The following is a 16,577-nucleotide window of genomic DNA, read 5'->3' as shown; positions in this document are numbered from 1 at the left end:
GGCGGAAGGGGGGAGGCGCCGGCCGGCGCCTCCCCCCTTGGGCGTTCTCGTGCGACGCCCCGGGTCACGTCAGCCCGCGCTCGCCCCCGGTGCGAGCGAGGCCGCGAAGCCCTCGTACTTGTAGCGCGGCGAGTACAGACCGGAGGCCCACAGCGTGCCGTCCGCCGTGGTGGTCAACGCGGCGACCTGGGAGTACGAGCCGGTGCCGGGGCCGGGGAGCGGCTCCCACGCCGTGCCGGTCCAGCGGGCGAGGCTCTGGTTCTTGCTGTCGTGGGCGGTCAGGCCCGCCAGCAGCTGCCCGTCGTGGAAGGCGAGGGCGCTCACCCCCAGGCTGTCCCGGCTCTCCTCACCGGTCGGCTGGGTGACGGGCACGAACGTCAGCTTCCAGCCGGCGGCGTCCCGGCGCAGCGCGAAGGCCTTCGGCGGGCCCGTGCCGGCGTCCGCCCAGGGATTGCGGTCCATGCCGCCGATCCACACTTCGCCGTTCTTGCCGACGGTGACCGCGGTGGCACTGGCCGACAGCGCGGAGACGGCCGGCAGCTCGACCTCGCTCCAGGACGTGCCGTCCCAGTGCACCGCGTACGGCCGTGAGACGGCTTTCAGTACCCGCGGGCTGGTGGAGCCGACGGCCCAGATGTCGGTGTCGGAGACGACGTGCAGGGCCCGCAGCGAGGTCGCGTGGCCCGGGACGGCGAACTTGGCGAGGGACCACTTGGCGCCGTCCCAGCGGGCGACGACGCCGGGGCTCGTGTCGTCGGCCGCGCGGAGGTTGCCCACCGCCCACACGGTGCCTCGCGAGGTCGCCTTAGCGGCCAGCGTCTCCATGTCGGGCACGGTCCGGTTCGTCCAGGCCGTGCCGTTCCAGTGGTGCCCGCTGAAGTAGCCGCGGTCGTTGCGGCCGAAGCCCCACGCGTCGTCGGGGGCGGTGCCCGCGAGGACGTCGGTGGAGCCACCGGTGGGCAGCGGCACCTTGCGCCAGGCGGTGGTGGACGTCTTGCTCCACAGCGTGTGGACGTACTCGCAGGGCAGGCAGGTCACGGTGGTCTGCCTGCTGCTGCGGGCGAAGGCGGAACCGCCGCCGAACGGGAGGTAGGAGCTGAAGCCCTGGGCGTCGGGCGCCGCCACGGGCTGCCACCCGGAGGCGGCGGGAGCGGGGGGTGCGGGAGGTGCCGCGGCGGGCGCCGCCGCGGCCGTCGTGGTGGCCGTCAGGGCGAAGGCCGCCGTCAGGAGCAGTACCTTCGCCTTCGGAATCAGGGCGCGTATCCCGGCTCTGCCGGTTGTTTTGGGCATGACCGTCACCCTGGCAGCGGGCCGGTGCCTGCGGGACGGCGTCGGCAGCTTCCTGCACGCAGGAAGCTGCCAAAAGAGGAGGGAGGACGTCCGGCCGGGGGTGCCGGGACGCCCTCCCTCCGTAGGAGGGGCCTGTTCTCCTACTGGTGGGAGTCAGGCCACGTGGTATCGCGGGACGCGTTCGGGGGCTGCTGGGAGGAGGGCGCCTGCGGGGCCTGCCCGTAGGGCCGGCCGTACTGCTGGTGCCCCTGGGGCGGCTGGTACGACTGCTGCCGCTGATACCCCTGCTGGTGATACCCCTGCTGGTCGTACCCCTGTGCCGGAGGCGACTGCCGGTCGTATCCCTGCGAGGTCCGCGACTGCTGCGGGTATCCCTGCGGGGCCCCGAACTCCGCGTACTGCGGCTGCTGCGGCTGCTGCGGCTCGCGCGGCTGCTCCGGCAGGCCGTCGCCGGAGCCCGGCGCGGACTGCCCGTGGCGGCCGCCGGATCCGGTGCCGCCCGGCCACCAGTTCCACTTGCCGATCACGGTCATCAGCGCCGGCAGGACGAAGATCCGGATCACGACCGCGTCCAGCAGGATCGCCGCCGCGAGACCCACGCCGAGCTGCTTGAACTCGACCATGCTCAGCGTTCCGAAGATCGCGAAGACACCGACCATGACGATCGCCGCGCTGGTCACCACGCCCGCGGACTTCGTGATGCCCTCACGGACCGCTTCCTTGACCGACACCCCGCGCAGCGCCGCCTCGCGGATCCGGCTGACGACGAACACGTGGTAGTCCATCGAGAGGCCGAAGAGCACCACGAACAGGAAGAGGGGCAGCCAGGAGACGACCGCCCCCGTGCTGTGGAAGTCCAGGATCGTCTCGGCCCAGGTGTTCTGGAAGACCGCGGAGAGGACACCGAAGGAGGCCGCCGCGGAGAGCAGGTTCAGGAAGATCGCCGAGACCGCCACGGCCAGAGAGCGAAAGATGAAGATCATGGTGGCGAAGGTGAGGAGCAGGACGAAGCCCACCACCCACGGCATGCGCTCCTTGAGGTGGTCCGTGAAGTCGACGCCCTGGGCCACCTTGCCGCCCACGCCGTACTCGGCGTCCGGCACGTCGGCCATCGCCTCGGGCACCCACTCGCGCAGCACGTCCAGGGACTCCTTGGCGCCGTCGCTCTTGGGCTGGTGCGGAGTGCCCACGCTCACGGTCAGGACCCGGTGGTTGTCGGACTCCTCGATCGTCGGCTTCTGGTCGTGCGCGAAGAGCTCGTCCTTCGCGGTCCGTTCGAGCAGCTTGTCCAGGGCGGCCTTGGCTTCCTCGGTCTCACCGGCCGGAACCCGTACGGCGACCTTGTGCACGGTGCCCTCGCTGGGGAAGGCATCCGTCAGCCGGTCCATGGCCTGGACGACGGCGATGTCCCTGGACAGGTCGTCCGAGCCGGGCTGCTTGAGCTTCATGTCCATGGCCGGCAGGGCGAGCAGTGCCATGGCGCCGATGGAGACGACGAGCGTCAGCCACGGCTTGGACAGCGCGGGCTTCAGCAGGACCGGCCACACCCGGGAGTCGCCCGAGCGCATGGTCAGCCGCCACAGGAGCGGCACCTTGGGGCGGTCCACCCAGTTGCCGAGCTTGCCGAGCAGGGCGGGCAGCACGGTCAGCGAGGCGAGCACGGCGACCGCGACCACGATGATCGAACCGGTGGCGAGCGAGGCGAACGTCGGTTCGTCGGCCAGGTAGAGCCCGGCCATCGCGACGATGACGGTGGTGCCGGACACCACGACGGTGTGGCCCGAGGTCTCGGCGGCGATCTCGATCGCGTCGATGTGACCCCTGCCGCGCTTGCGCTCCTCACGCTCCCGCTTGAGGTAGAAGAGGGAGTAGTCGACCCCGACGGCCATGCCCATGAGCAGGATGACGTTGGTGACCGCGCTGGTCTCCGGCATCACGTGCGAGGCCAGCGTGGAGAGCCCGATCGCGGCGCCCACGCAGGACAGTGCGAGCACCACCGGCACGCCGGCGGCGATGATCGCGCCGAACACCACGAGCAGGATCAGCAGCGTCAGCGGCAGGCTGATCAGCTCGGCCTTCTTGAAGTCCTCACCGAGGGTCTCCGAGAGCCCCTTCGCCGTCGAGCCCGTACCCACCTGCTCAATGCGCAGGCCCGCGTTGTCCTCCTCGGCCGCCGCGCTGGCGTCGAGCAGCGGCTGGACCCGCATGTCGGCGTTCTCGGTGTCGCCCTTCATGACCACCGGCACGAGGACGGCCTTGCGGTTCGGCGCGGGGACGGGCTGCCCCACACTCTCCACGCCGTCCAGGGCCTTCATCCGGCGCTGCACGTCGGCGACGGCCTTGCGCGCGGCCTTCTCGTTCAGGGTGCCGCCGGACTCGGCGGTGATCAGGACGTTCTCCTCGGGCTTCTCGGTGAAGTCGCCCGAGGCGATGATCTTGCCCGCCCGGCCGGACTCCCGGACCCCCGACTCGTCGTCGCTGATCTTGTTCGTGCCGGCGGCCCCGCCCAAGAACAGGCACAGGACGACGAAGGCGGTCCACGCTCCGATGGCCGTCCACGAATGTGTCGCGCTCCATCGCGCGATCCGTACCGTTGCCGGTTTCTTTCGCACCGTTGTTCCTTCCGTTGCTGCACGGTCCGCGGGGAGCGGCTGTCCGGTGACGACGTGAGCAACGCTAGTGACGCGCGGCGGACGGGGATACGAGGTAAACCGCCGCACTGACCAGAGCTTTCCGCACATCCGACCCTGCGGTTTCCCGCAGGGTCGACCCTGCGGGAAACCGTAAGGGGACCGAATAATCTTGACCCGAACAAAAAGCGGCCGTTACTTTCTAAAGGCGGTTCCAGGCAGAAAGAATTTAATGGCAGTTAATTGCCACGGTGCGAAGGTATTCGAGGGAGAAAAGTGGAAACTCTGATCCTCACCCGGCAGCATGTTGCCAAACTCGTCCAGGAGAACGGCCGCGACTATTTCATGGACCGGATGATCGCCCGCCTGGAAGAGGCGTTCACGACCCCCGGCCGCGCGGGCGTGACGCCCGCCCGCGAAGGATTCCTGCGCGGCCCCGACGACACGGCGATCCTCGAATGGATGCCGCATCATCAGCCGGGGAGTTCCATAACGATCAAAACGGTGGGCTACACACCGACGAACCCGGAGAAGTTCCAGCTCCCCACCATCATCGGATCCCTGACCCGCTACGACGACGTGACGGGTCATCTCCTCGCGGTCTGCGACGGCATCCTGCCCACCGCGATCCGCACCGGCGCCGCCGCCGCTGTCGCCAGCAAGCTGCTGGCCCGCCCCGACAGCAAGGTGCTCGGCCTGGTCGGCGCGGGCGCGCAGTCCGTCACCCAGGCCCACGCCCTCAGCCGGGTCTTCCCGCTGGAGCAGGTCCTCGTGTACGACATCGACGCCGCGCACGCCGCCTCGTACGCGAGCCGGGTGGACTTCCTGGACCTCGACGTCCGCGTCGCCACGCTCGCCGAGATCGAGGCCGAGTCGGACATCATCTGCACCGTCACGTCCGTCGGCGTCGGCGAGGGCCCCGTCCTGCCGGGCGAGAACCTGCGCCCGCACGTCCACATCAACGCCATCGGCGCGGACCTCATCGGCAAGTTCGAGGTGCCGAAGTCCGTGCTCACCTCGGCCTTCGTCACCGCCGACCACGTCGGTCAGGCACTGCGCGAGGGCGAGTGCCAGCAGCTGGCCGAGAGCGACCTCGGCCCCGACCTGCTCGCGCTGTGCGCCGACCCGGCGCTGGCCGAGCCGCTGCGGGAGCGTACGACCGTCTTCGACTCGACCGGCTTCGCGCTGGAGGACCACGTCGCCTTCGACGTCCTCCTCGAACTCGCCGACGAGGCGGGCATCGGCGACCGCGTCGAGCTGGAGCACCTCCCGGCGGACGCCCTCAACCCCTACTCCTTCGAGTAGTCCGCACGCCCCGACCGGGACCGGCCCCCGATCCGCCGAGCGGATCCGGGGCCGGTTCTCGGCGCGCGAGGCCGGCGCGACTCCAGGTGCCGCGGGACTCCCGGCGCCTCAGGACTCCAGGTAGCGCAGCACCGCGAGCACCCGGCGGCTGTAACCGGTGGTGTGCGACAGTTCCAGCCTGTCGAAGATCATGTTGAGGTTCTTCTCGACCGAGCTGAGCGAGATGTGCAGCTTCTGCGCGATGGCCGCGTTGGTGTGCCCCTGGGCCAGTGCCTCCAGGACGCTGCGCTCGCGCGGGGTGAGCCGGGCGAGCGGATCGCTGTGGGTGGTGCGGATGACCAACTGCCGTACGACTTCCGGGTCGATGGCCGCGCCCCCCGCGTGGATCCGCTCCAGCGAGTCCAGGAACTCCTCGACCTGCGCCACCCGGTCCTTGAGGAGATAGCCGACCCGCTCGGCGTTCGAGGTGAGCAACTGCGCCGCGTAGTTGCGCTCCACGTGCTGGGAGAGCACCAGGACCCCGATCCCCGGCCAGCGCTTGCGGATCTCCACCGCGGCCCGCAGCCCCTCGTCGGTGTGGCCCGGCGGCATCCGGATGTCGGTGACCACGATGTCCGGCGTCCGCGTCTCCACCTCCCGCAGCAGCGACTCGGCGTCGCCCACCGCGGCCAGGACCTCGTGGCCCTCCTCGGTGAGCAGGCGGACCAGACCCTCTCGCAGCAGGGTCGAGTCCTCGGCCAGGATTACGCGCACGGCAGCTCCGCGATGATGGTGGTGGGGCCCCCGGAGGGGCTGTGGACGTCCAGTCTGCCGTCGACCGCGGCGACCCGGCTGTGCAGCCCGGTCAGGCCGCTGCCGGAGGGGTCGGCGCCGCCGATGCCGCTGTCGCGGACCAGGACGGCGACGGTGCTCTCGTACCGCCGCACCCGCACGAAGATGTCCTTCGCGCCGGAGTGCTTGGCCGCGTTGGTCACGGCCTCGGAGACGACGAAGTACGCGGCCGTCTCCAGGGACGGGGGCAGCGGCTCGGGCACGTCGTACTCGATCCTTATCGGGATGCTGCACCGCTCCGCGACCCCGCCGAGCGCCTCTTGCAGACCGAGGTTGTCGAGCGCCGAGGGATAGACCCGCCAGGCCACTTCGCGCAGCTCGGTCAGGACTTCCTGGGACTCCTTGTGGGCCTGCGCGAGCAGGGCGTCCGCCTGCTCCGGCGCCTTGCTGCGGCGGGCCCGGCCGAGCAGCATCGCGAGCGCCACCAGACGCTGCTGGACCCCGTCGTGCAGATCGCGCTCGACCCGGCGCCGCTCGACGTCCACCGCCCGCACCACCGCGGCGCGGCTCGCGGCCAGTTCGTTGATGCGGCGCTCCAGCAGCTCGCGCTCGGAGGGGCCGAAGCACTCGCGGGCGAGCCGGGTGTCCAGCGCGGCCAGCGAGAGCAGGCCCTGCACGTCGAGGAAGAGGAGCACGCTGCCGAGGCCGGCCTGCGTGAGCAGTTCCTGCCAGGTCAGGGTGGAGCGGGCGATGCCGGCGACGAGCAGCCCGGCCAGCAGGACGCCGAAGACGAGCAGCCCGACGACGACGCTGCACAGCAGCCCGGTGTAGGTGCGGGCCGCGAGGTAGCGCAGGACCTGCTGGTCACAGGCGTGGTGCTCGGGGAACGTGTCGCGGAAGAAGACCGACCGCCGGGAGCGTTCCAGGGCGGTGAGCCTGCGGGCGCCGGCGACGAACAGCCCGTGAGCCCGGCCGCGGGTGCGCGGCCACAGCAGGAAACCGCCGAGCAGCACGCCGCACACGACGAAGTACACCAGGCCGAGCAGTGCCGTGAGGCAGCCGAGCAGGACGCCCGCCACCCGCAGCGGGAGCGCGGCCTGTCGCGGGGCGGGGGAGACGAGGACGTCGGCGGCCGCGAGCAGCGGGTCGGACGGCGACGTCAGGTGGTGGGTCTGTGAGCCTGCCAGGTCCCGCTTCACGCCTGTCGACACTACTGGCGCGGCACTGCCGGGGCAAGATCCACCGGTCGGGGCGGACAGGGGCCGGGTGGTGGCCGTCTCGCTCGTCATCGTCGCGGATCAGGAGGTGCGGCGGTGCTGGGAGGGCGACTGGGGCTGCTTCCTGGAGCGGATGCGGACCACCACGTAGACGGCGATGGCGACGAGCACCGCGACGAGGACGGCCTTGGAGAGGAATCCGACGTAGGTCTCCACCACGTCCCACTGGTCGCCCAGCCAGTAGCCCGCCATCACGAGCACCGAGTTCCAGATCAGGCTGCCGAGCGTGGTCAGTCCCAGGAAGATCGGCAGCGGCATGCGCTCCACGCCCGCGGGCACCGAGATCAGGCTGCGGAAGATCGGCACCATCCGGCCGAGGAAGACCGCCTTGGTGCCGTGCTTGGCGAACCACTCCTCGGTGCGCTCCAGGTCGGAGCTCTTGACCAGCGGCAGCTTCGCCCAGATCGCGTGCATCCGCTCCCGGCCGAAGAGCACGCCGATCCAGTACAGGACGGCGGCGCCGACCACCGAGCCGAGCGTCGTCCAGAACAGCGCCGACGCCAGGCTGATCACGCCCTGCCCGGCGGCGAACCCGGTCAGCGGGAGGATCACCTCGCTGGGCAGCGGCGGAAAGAGGTTCTCCAGGGCGATGGCGAGGCCGGCGCCGGGACCACCCATCGTGTCCACGAGGTCGGCCGCCCAGCCCGCGATGCCGCCCGCGGGTTCCTGCGGAAGTGCGAGGGTCACGAGGTCCATGCGGTTTCTCCAAGCTGAAGGGGCGACTGCGGCACAGCCGCCGCGATGCGCTGTCCACGCTACGAACCGCGTCCCGCCCCCGGTATGCGGGTTGCCGTCGACCGGGGTGGGGTTTTCCGCAGGATGCCGGGTGCTCCGCGAAGAGCGCCCCCGGTGGTGCCCGCGCTGCCCCGCGCCGAACCGACGGCCGGCTGGCATGTTCCTGCAGTCATCCGCCCGTGCCCCCGGCATACGGCTCGGACCGCCATAGAGTCCCCGCATGCCGAGCGCCAGCGACCCCGCACGGCGGCGCGTCCTCATCGCCCCCGTCCCCATCGCCCCGACCAAGCCGCTCACCCTGAGCCACGTCAAGGGACTGCTCTGGAGCGACGTGCTGCACCGGGCGACCGCACTGCTGTACCCCACCGACCACCTGTACAGCTGGACGGTCGGCGTCGACAACGCCCAGACGCACGGCTTCTGGGCCCACCTCGAAGCCACCCGCCCCGGCCAGGACTTCACCGCCTTCGACGAGGAGAAGATCGGCGAGCTGTACGTCGACTACCAGCGAGGACGCGCCTCGGACCCCGCCCGGCCCGGCCCCGTCGACGCGACCGGCACCCTGCACCCCGCGAGCGCGCGCGTCCTCGACCTGTGGACGGACCGCTACCGCGAACTCGGCATCGCCGACCCCGGGCTGCGCGTGCCCACGGTCCCGCCGATGACGGTGGACGCGCTCGTGGAGCTGCTGTCCCGCCACGGCCTGTGCCTCGACCACCGCCCCTGGAACGGCCCGGCCTACCTGGACGGCACCGCGCGCGGTCTGCCGTTGCGCCGCCTCGTGGGAGCCGACGGCCGGGGCAACTACCTCGCCGGGGTGCTGCGCGAACTCGTCCCGTTGATCGGCGCCTACGACGACTTCGTGCTGCCCTGCGACACCGGTTCCCTGCCCGACTACGTCCTCGTGCGCCACGTCCTGCGCGCGCTCGGCGCCCGCGTCACCGTGCTCGGAGTGGGCCGGGTGCGCACCGGGGGCACCGCCACGGGCCCGCCCCGCTCCAGCAGGCACGGCGGCTGGCAGGGCCGCACGGCGGCCGCCCTGGCCGAGCGGTTCCTGGACCGGGTGGGCCCGCGCGTCCACCGGCTCGGGACGCGCCTGTACTTCATAGCGATGCTCGGTCGCGGCGACCGCGAGCCCTACCGCCCCGACCTGCTCGGCCGCTGCATGGCCCGCGCCGCCCGGCTGCTCGCCGAGGAGGACGGGGGCCCTGGCGCCCCGACGGCCCCGGAGGCGCTGGCACCGCTGCTGCGCCGCCACGCCCGCCCCCACCCGTACGTCGACCCCTACCGGCTCACCACCGCCCTGCTCACCCGGGACCGGACGCCCGCGCACCGGACCTTGCTGGAGAAGGTGTACGTCTGAATGCTCACGCAAGAACAGCTCCGCCGGATCGTCGACAGCCGCGTGCGCGCGGCGGGCGGGCGCCCCGCGCGGGCACCCGCCGTAGCCGTCCTGCGCGCGTTCGACCCCGGCGGATTCGCCCGCTCCGCCCTGGACTTCGCGGCCCGGCTCTCCCCCGAGGAGGGGGAGCGCTGGCGAGCCGACTTCACCCGGACCGTCTTCCTCGCGGGCAACCCCCGCAACCTCGCGCGCCGGCTGCCGCCCGACCTGACCGCCCCCGGCGGGCAGAGCGCCTGGTACGCCCCCGGGGCCCGCACCGCCCACCGCGAACTGCGCCTGCTGCTGCGGGCCGTGGAGGGCGACCTGCCGCCGGACCCGCCCGGCGACTTCACCCTCACCGTGCCGGGCGCCCGCGAGAGCCGCGCACGGCACCGGCGGATGACGGTCGCCACCGCGGACGTCTGTCTGCCGCGCTACCTCGTCCACGTCAACCACACGCTGGCCGAGTCCCTGCTGACCGGCGTCCTCGCCCCCGGCGACCGCCTGACCGTCCGGCACACCCCCCAGCTGCCCGAACCGCGGGGCGAGCCCGCCTATGTGCGGGTCCATCAGGACCCGCGGTCCCCCGAGCGGCTGCGGGCCTTCGCCTGCGTCGAGGAGGTCACCGGGTGAGTGCCCCGGACTTCTGGGTCCTGCTCGGCACGGACTACTGCGGCAAGTCCTCCGTCCTCGCGGAACTCGCCGCCCGCACCGGACCGGTCCAGCCCATGTCGTACGACCCCGCCCTGCTCCCCGGCGACTACGGGGCCCTCGCCGCGCTGCCGAACGCCCTCGGCGCGGCACGCGCGGGACGCAACTCCCCGGAGTACGTCATGGCGCTGCTCAACGTGGCCGTCGCCTACCTGTGGGACCGCGTCGCCACCGCACCACCCGGCCGCACCCCGCTCCTGGACTCCTACTACTACAAGATCCTCGTCAAGTGCCGTCTGCTCGGCCTGCCGGGCGGCCCCTGGCAGGACCACTGGCGGTCCCTGCCCCGGCCGGCCGGCGTGATCTTCCTGGACGTGCCGCCCGGCACCGCCTGGCTGCGCAGCGGCGGCGGCGCCTCGCTCAACGCCATGGAGCACTACGGGCCGACGGCCGGCGAGGAGTCCTTCACCCGCTTCCAGCGGGACCTGCGCACCGGGCTCCTCGACGAGGTGCGGGGGCTGCGCGTCGAGCACGTCCCGGCGGGCCAGGGCATCGCCGCCACCGCCGACCACGTCCTGCGCGCCATGAAGGAGTGACCATGCGCCCCCTGGAGCACCATCCCGACGACCCCGCGTTCCGCGCGGAACTGACGGCCGCCAAGCGCGACCTCGCCGCGTCCGTGGCCGAACCCGCCGAGGCGCGGCGCCGGGTGTTCGAGGACCTGCTCGCCCACAGCCGGGGCACCGTGTTCGCCGCGGAGCACGGCCTCGCCCGCGTCCGTACGATCGACGACTACCGCGAGGCGGTGCCCCTGCGCTCCTACGCGGAGTACGACCCGTGGCTGGCCCGCTCCGCCGACGGCGAGCCCGGCGTCCTCACCCGCGAGGAGCCCCGGCTGTTCTTCACCACGAGCGGCAGCACCGGCTCGCGCAAGCGGATCCCGGTGACCCGACCGTTCCTGGAGCGGGTCTACCTGCCCTACTTCCGGGCGGCGATGGGCGCCCCCGCCGAGTACGTCCCCGACGCGCTCTCCCTGGGCGCGGCGACCTTGAACCTCCGCCACGACCGCCTCGCCCGGCCCCGCACCACCGGCTCGGGCCGGCCCAGCCTCGGGCCGAGCCAGGCCGACCTGCGCGGCGGCTTCGGCGTCACGCTGCGGGAGCCGGGCAGCGAGGCGCCGTGGGCCGAGCTGCCCGTCGCGGTGGACGAGGGGGACTACCCGGAGAAGCTCTACCTGCGGCTGCGGATGGCCGTGGAGCACGACGTGCGCTGCGTGATCGGCCACAACCCCGCCCTGCTCGCGATGGTGCCCGAGCTGCTCGTCCAGTGGTGGCCGCGGATCCTGCGGGACGTGCGCGAGGGCACCCTGGGCGGCCGTCCGGGCGCGGCCCCCGACCCGGTACGGGCCGGCGAGCTGGAGCGCGGCGGCCCCCTCCCGCGCGCCGTCTGGCCGCGCATCCGGCTGCTCTACTGCTGGACCAGCGGCGTCGCCTCGCTCTACCTCCCGCGCCTGCGGGAGCTGTACGGCGAGGACGTCACGGTCCTGCCCACCCCCCAGGCCGCGTCGGAGGGCCCGGTGGGCGTGCCGCTCGACCGGCATCCGCACGCGGGGCACCTGGCGGTGTCCTGCGCGCTGTACGAGTTCGTCGACGCGGCAAAGGACGTACGGCCCGACAGCCCGACCCTGCTCCACGAGGAGCTGGAGCCCGGCCGCGACTACCACGTCGTCTTCTCCCACCTGGGCGGCCTGTACCGCTACGTCCTCGGTGACGTGACCCACGTCGTGGACCGCGTCGAAACCCTGCCCCGGGTCGCCTACGCGGGCCGCGCGGGCCTCTCGGACGTGGCGGGGGAGCGGCTGCGCGAGGCGCAGCTGGTGCGGGCGGTGGCCTCGGCGGCCGGACACGCCGGCGTCGACGTGGTCAACCTGACCGCCCGACCGGAGCGGGTGGCCGGGACCCACCGGTACGCGGTGGCCGTGGCGCCGCACGGCGCCGGCCCCTTCGACGCGGTGTCCTTCGCGGGCGCGCTCGACGCGGAGCTGTGCCGGAGGAGCCCGGACTACCGGCGGGCGCGGGAGGGCGGGAGGCTGGCCCCCGCGCGGGTGCTGCGCGTCCCGCCGTCGGCGTTCGCGGCGCACTGGCACCGCAGGGTGGCCGCCGGGATGCGTCCGCCGGAGGTCAAGGACCAGGTCTTCCAGCCCGACGCGGCGGCCTGGGACCTGATCACGGCGCCCTGAGCCCGACGAGCGGGCATACGCGAGAAGCCCCTCGCTCTCACGAGGGGCTTCTCACCGTCTGTGCGCCGCCAGGGACTCGAACCCCGGACCCGCTGATTAAGAGTCAGCTGCTCTAACCAACTGAGCTAGCGGCGCCTGCTGACTCATAAATAGTACCTGGTTCGCGAGGGTGCTCCTGACCGGAGACGGTGCTCCCGGCCGGGCGGGTGTCAGATGGCCAGCGAGAGCAGCACGGGCGCCGCCCGCCGGCTCAGCGTGTCCGCCGCCTCGCGCAGCCGGTGCGCGTGCCGCACCGGCAGGGACAGCGCGAGGCAGCCCACCGAGGAGCCCGCGGTGATCGGCACGGCCGCGCACACCGTGCCCACGGCGTACTCCTGGAGGTCGAGCACGGGGGCCGTCGCGGGCTGGGCGGCGAGGCGGTGGAGCAGCACCCGCTCGTCGGTGATCGTCCGCGCGGTGAGCCGGGCCATCTTGTGCCGGGAGAGGTGGTCGCGGCGGGCGTCGACGTCGAGCTGGGCGAGCAGGCTCTTGCCGATGGCGCTGGCGTGGGCGGAGGAGCGGAAGTCCACCCATTCGTTGACCGCCGGGGTCCCGGGGCCGGCGGCGAAGTCGGTGACGCGGACCTCGCCGTCGACGTAGCGGCTGAGGTAGACGGCGGCGCCGATGGAGTCCCGCAGGCCGTCCAGGGTGCGCCGGAGCTTCTCGCGCAGCGCCCGGTCGTGGTGGCGGGCCGAGCCGAGGCGGTGGAGGGCCGCCCCGGTGACGTAGGCCCCCTCGGCCGTCCGGGTCACGTACTCCTCGCGGCGCAGCATGCGCAGCAGGGGCGCCAGGCGGGTGGCGGGCAGGCGGGTCTCGCGGGCCAGCTCGACGGTGGTGACGCCGGAATCGTGCCGGGCGACGATCTCCAGCACCCGCAGGGCGCTCTGGACGGAGTCGTGCGGCGCTCTCGCCTGGTGCTGCAACGCCACGGCTTCCCCCTGCGTGGAAAGGTTCCGGACAGTCGGGCTGGTCCCACGATAGCCGCCAAGTCGCCCATAGCGTACGGATGTTGGGCGCATTCATGGCGCGCTCCGGCCCGATCGACAGGAACACGCCATTCGGCATATGCCACAGTCATGCGGCCCGGCTACAGCACCGCGCCCAGGAACTCGCGGGTCCGCTCGTGCTCCGGGTCGGTGAAGATCTTCTCCGGGGTGCCGGACTCGATGACCCGGCCCGCGTCGAACATGAGCACCTGGTCGGAGATGTCCCGGGCGAAGCTCATCTCGTGGGTCACGCACAGCATCGTGATGTCCGTGGTGTGCGCGATGTCGCGGAGCACGTCCAGGACGCCCGCCACCAGCTCCGGGTCGAGCGCGGAGGTCACCTCGTCCAGGAGCAGGACCTGCGGGCGCATCGCGAGGGCCCGCGCGATGGCGACCCGCTGCTGCTGGCCGCCGGAGAGCTGGGAGGGGTAGGCGTCGTGGCGGTCGCCGAGGCCGACCAGGTCGAGCAGTTCGCGGGCGCGCTGCTCGGCCTCGTCCTTGGACAGGCCGAGGACGGTGACCGGCGCCTCCATGATGTTGCGCAGGACCTTCATGTTCGGGAAGAGGTTGAACTGCTGGAAGACCATCCCGATGTTCTTGCGGACCTCGCGGACGTGCTTCTCGCCCGCCGGGACCAGGCGGCCGTTCCGCTCCTGGTGGGTGAGGTACTGGCCGCCCACCTTGATCGTGCCCTCGTCCGGTTTGAGCAGGGTCATCAGCAGGCGCAGGATCGTCGTCTTGCCCGAGCCCGAGGGGCCGATCAGGGTGACGTGCTTGCCCGAGGCCACCGAGAAGTCGAGCTGGTCGAGGACGGTGTTCGAACCGAAGCGCTTGACGACCTTGTCGAAGCGGATCAGCTCGCTGCCGTCCACCGCGGGGTTCGGCCGGTCCTTGGAGAGGGAGGTGTCAGTGGACAAGGCGGCGCTCCAGGGATCGCAGGAGGAGGGAGGACGGATAGGCGATGACGATGAAGGCGACGCCGACCACGGTCAGGGCCTCGGTGTACTGGAAGGTCTCACCGGCCTGGAGGCGGGCGCGCTGGAGCAGTTCGAGGACGCTGATGGCCGAGAGCAGCGGGGTGTCCTTCAGCATCGCGATGACGTAGTTGCCGAGCGCCGGGACCACGCGGCGGATCGCCTGCGGCAGGATCACCGCGGTCCAGGTGTGCCGGCGGGGCAGGTTCAACGCGGTGGCCGCCTCCCACTGGCCGGCGGGTACGGCCTCGATGCCCGCGCGGTAGACCTGCGCGGTGTACGTGGAGTAGTGCAGGCCGATCGCGACGGTGCCGGTCGTCAGCGCGGAGAACTGCACGCCCCAGTCCGGCAGCACGAAGAAGAGGAAGAACAGCTGGACCACGAGCGGGGTGTTGCGGATGAACTCGGTGACGATCCCCACGGGCCACCGCACGAACCGGGTCGGCGCGCGCAGGGCGAGCGCCCACACCAGGCCGAGGGAGAAGGAGATCAGCGAGCCGAGGGCCAGGACCTGGAGGGTGACGAGCACCCCGTCCCAGAAGTGCGGCATGAAGTCCGCGACGGCGCCCCAGTCCCACTTGTCGGTGCCGTTGTTCACGCGCCGCCTCCCGCGCTCTTGGTGACCGGTGCCGTCGCCGCCTGCCGGCGGAGGCCGAGCCGGGCCGTCAGGCCCGTACGCGGCTCGGGCCGCTGCCCGATGCCCGCCTTCGCCCTGCGTTCGAGCGCGCGCATGCCCCGGGTGAGCAGGAAGGCGAGCACGAAGTAGACGACCAGGGTGATCGAGTAGATCTGCGCGCTCTCGGTGGTCGCGAGCCGCACCAGATAGGCGGCGAAGGACACGTCGCCGATGCCGAGCAGCGACACCAGGGCGGTGCCCTTGAGCAGCTCGACCAGCAGGTTCGAGAACGGCGGGATCATCTCGGGCACGGCCTGCGGCAGCAGGATCAGCCGCATCCGCTGCCAGGGGGTGAAGCTCAGCGCGACCCCCGCCTCGCGCTGCGCCGGCGCCACCGAGTTGAGGGCGCCCCGCACGATCTCGGCGCCGTACGCGCCGTAGGAGAGCCCGAGGGCGAGCACGGCCGCCCACATCGGGACGAGCGCCCAGCCGGCGAGCTGCGGCAGGACGAAGAAGATCCAGAACATCAGCACCAGGGAAGAGGTGCCGCGGAAGACCTCGGTGTAGAAACCGGCCACGAAGCGCACGAGGCGCGAGCCGTGCGTGCGGGCCATGCCGACGCCGAAGGCGACGGCGGTCGCGAGGGCCGCGCTGTAGAGGGTCAGCTGGACGGTGATCCAGATGCCGGGAAGGACCCAGTGTTGCCACAGTCCCGCTGTCATGCGCACAGCTCCTTGGCGGTCAGCGTGGTCATCTCGGCCTCGGTGAAGCCGAACGGCTTCAGGATCCGGAACAGCTCGCCGCTCTTCTTCATCTTGTGGATCTCCACGTTGAAGGCGTCGCGCAGTCCGGTGTCGGTGGGCCGGAAGGTGAAGCCGCCGCCGTCGATCTGCTTCTCGCCGTCGACGACGGGCGCGAACGCCTTGGTGGCCTCCGCCCTGCTGCTCTTGCGGACCACCGACCGACTGGTGAGCGCCGTGCCCGCGAAGAGGTCGACCCGGCCGGACTCGACGGCGTTCATGCCGGCGACCGGGTCCTGGAGGATCGCGATGTCGTCGCGTTCGTAGCCCGCCGCGACGGCGTAGTCGATCTCCGCGTAGGCCGGGCCGGTGGCTATCCTCGCCTTCGCCCGGAAGGCGTCCTCGTAGGTGTGGAGGTTCTTCGGGTTGCCCTTGCGGACGATGAAGGAGTCCAGCATCTGGTACTCGGGGTCCGAGAAGATGACCTTCTGGCATCTCTCCTTGTTGATGTACATCCCGGCCGAAACCACGTCGAACTGCTGGGTCGTCAGGCCCGGGATGAGCGAGCTGAAGTCGGTGGCGACCGGCTGCACGCGGTCGACGCCGAGGCGCTTGAAGATCACCTTGGCCAGTTCCACCGCCTCGCCCGTGAACTGCCCGTCCTCGTCGATGTATCCGTACGGCGCCTCGCCCGCGATGCCCAGCCGCACCGTGCCCTGCGACTTCAGCCGCGCCAGGGTGTCGCCCGTCGGCACCTTGCTGCACCCCGCCGCGCCGAGCGTGCCGACGGCACCGAACGCGGCGCCGAACAGCAGGGACCGCCGGCGCGGGCCGGCCCGCCCGCCGCCGGCGGGGGCTCTTTCGGACGTATTCGTTCCGTTGCTCTCTGGGTCTTTCCTCAGTGGTGGAGCCATGGGCGCGCGGCTACCCGACCGGACGCGGG

15 protein-coding genes and 1 tRNA gene are annotated in these 16,577 nt (G+C 72.0%); 5 read left to right on the top strand and 11 right to left on the bottom strand.

Annotation, left to right across the window (positions count from 1 at the left end):
• Positions 1-69: 69 nt before the first annotated feature.
• Together ACZ516_RS05145 and ACZ516_RS05140 are read right to left on the bottom strand one after the other, a co-directional pair.
• A complete protein-coding gene (locus tag ACZ516_RS05145) occupies positions 70-1,290 on the bottom strand; it encodes a hypothetical protein (RefSeq protein ID WP_469008547.1) in 1,221 nt (406 codons plus the stop codon).
• A 140-nt stretch (positions 1,291-1,430) separates the two neighbouring features.
• Entirely contained in the window at positions 1,431-3,902 is a 2,472-nt protein-coding gene (locus ACZ516_RS05140) for an MMPL family transporter (RefSeq protein ID WP_469008546.1), read from the bottom strand.
• A gap of 294 nt (positions 3,903-4,196) precedes the next feature.
• On the opposite strand from ACZ516_RS05140, the gene ACZ516_RS05135 reads away from it, so the two are divergent.
• A complete protein-coding gene (locus ACZ516_RS05135; protein WP_358584986.1) occupies positions 4,197-5,225 on the top strand; it encodes an ornithine cyclodeaminase family protein in 1,029 nt (342 codons plus the stop codon).
• A 108-nt stretch (positions 5,226-5,333) separates the two neighbouring features.
• On the opposite strand, the gene ACZ516_RS05130 is transcribed toward ACZ516_RS05135, so the two are convergent.
• From ACZ516_RS05130 to ACZ516_RS05120, 3 genes are all read right to left on the bottom strand, one after another.
• On the bottom strand, positions 5,334-5,978 hold the full coding sequence (locus tag ACZ516_RS05130; protein ID WP_358584984.1) for a response regulator transcription factor: 645 nt from the start codon (positions 5,976-5,978) through the stop codon (positions 5,334-5,336).
• The gene (locus ACZ516_RS05125; RefSeq protein ID WP_469008544.1) at positions 5,969-7,195 is read right to left on the bottom strand and encodes a sensor histidine kinase; all 1,227 of its coding nucleotides are present in this window, start codon (positions 7,193-7,195) and stop codon (positions 5,969-5,971) included. Before ACZ516_RS05125 ends, ACZ516_RS05130 begins: the two co-directional genes overlap by 10 nt.
• A 99-nt stretch (positions 7,196-7,294) precedes the next feature.
• The gene (locus tag ACZ516_RS05120; RefSeq protein ID WP_358584982.1) at positions 7,295-7,969 is read right to left on the bottom strand and encodes a DedA family protein; all 675 of its coding nucleotides are present in this window, start codon (positions 7,967-7,969) and stop codon (positions 7,295-7,297) included.
• A 259-nt stretch (positions 7,970-8,228) separates the two neighbouring features.
• On the opposite strand from ACZ516_RS05120, the gene ACZ516_RS05115 reads away from it, so the two are divergent.
• Genes ACZ516_RS05115 through ACZ516_RS05100 form a run of 4 tightly spaced genes read left to right on the top strand, consistent with a single transcriptional unit; the run spans position 8,229 to position 12,279 of the window.
• Positions 8,229-9,371: a hypothetical protein gene (locus tag ACZ516_RS05115; RefSeq protein WP_469008542.1), complete on the top strand. Its 1,143-nt coding sequence runs from the start codon at positions 8,229-8,231 to the stop codon at positions 9,369-9,371.
• Complete coding sequence (locus ACZ516_RS05110) at positions 9,372-10,022, top strand: DUF6182 family protein (protein WP_469008540.1); 651 nt, start codon at positions 9,372-9,374, stop codon at positions 10,020-10,022.
• Positions 10,019-10,636, top strand: coding sequence for a hypothetical protein (locus tag ACZ516_RS05105; RefSeq protein WP_361076052.1), 618 nt, complete (start codon positions 10,019-10,021; stop codon positions 10,634-10,636). Before ACZ516_RS05110 ends, ACZ516_RS05105 begins: the two co-directional genes overlap by 4 nt.
• Positions 10,637-10,638: 2 nt before the next feature.
• Positions 10,639-12,279: a GH3 family acyl-acid amido synthetase gene (locus tag ACZ516_RS05100; RefSeq protein WP_469008539.1), complete on the top strand. Its 1,641-nt coding sequence runs from the start codon at positions 10,639-10,641 to the stop codon at positions 12,277-12,279.
• 61 nt (positions 12,280-12,340) lie between these two features.
• Here the strand turns inward: ACZ516_RS05100 and ACZ516_RS05095 are convergent.
• From ACZ516_RS05095 to ehuB, 6 genes are all read right to left on the bottom strand, one after another.
• Positions 12,341-12,414 (bottom strand) — tRNA-Lys (locus ACZ516_RS05095).
• A 74-nt stretch (positions 12,415-12,488) separates the two neighbouring features.
• Positions 12,489-13,247, bottom strand: coding sequence for an IclR family transcriptional regulator (locus ACZ516_RS05090; RefSeq protein WP_361076046.1), 759 nt, complete (start codon positions 13,245-13,247; stop codon positions 12,489-12,491).
• A gap of 158 nt (positions 13,248-13,405) precedes the next feature.
• Positions 13,406-14,221 (bottom strand): ectoine/hydroxyectoine ABC transporter ATP-binding protein EhuA, encoded by an 816-nt coding sequence (gene ehuA / locus ACZ516_RS05085; RefSeq protein ID WP_469008537.1) that lies wholly within the window; start codon positions 14,219-14,221, stop codon positions 13,406-13,408.
• The gene (ehuD, locus tag ACZ516_RS05080; protein WP_469008732.1) at positions 14,211-14,828 is read right to left on the bottom strand and encodes an ectoine/hydroxyectoine ABC transporter permease subunit EhuD; all 618 of its coding nucleotides are present in this window, start codon (positions 14,826-14,828) and stop codon (positions 14,211-14,213) included. The genes ehuA and ehuD overlap by 11 nt, the downstream gene beginning before the upstream one ends.
• Before the next feature lie 44 nt (positions 14,829-14,872).
• Positions 14,873-15,616 carry an ectoine/hydroxyectoine ABC transporter permease subunit EhuC gene (ehuC, locus tag ACZ516_RS05075; RefSeq protein ID WP_469008535.1) on the bottom strand — a complete coding sequence of 248 codons (744 nt, stop codon included), beginning with the start codon at positions 15,614-15,616 and terminating at the stop codon, positions 14,873-14,875.
• Positions 15,613-16,548 (bottom strand): ectoine/hydroxyectoine ABC transporter substrate-binding protein EhuB, encoded by a 936-nt coding sequence (ehuB, locus tag ACZ516_RS05070; protein WP_361076039.1) that lies wholly within the window; start codon positions 16,546-16,548, stop codon positions 15,613-15,615. Before ehuB ends, ehuC begins: the two co-directional genes overlap by 4 nt.
• Between the last annotated feature and the right edge of the window lie 29 nt (positions 16,549-16,577).

The sequence above is a fragment of the Streptomyces sp. NPDC034037 genome (genome assembly GCF_055575715.1).
The sequence above is the reverse complement of the archived record's forward strand: the minus strand, read 5'-3'. Positions and strand labels throughout refer to the sequence as shown.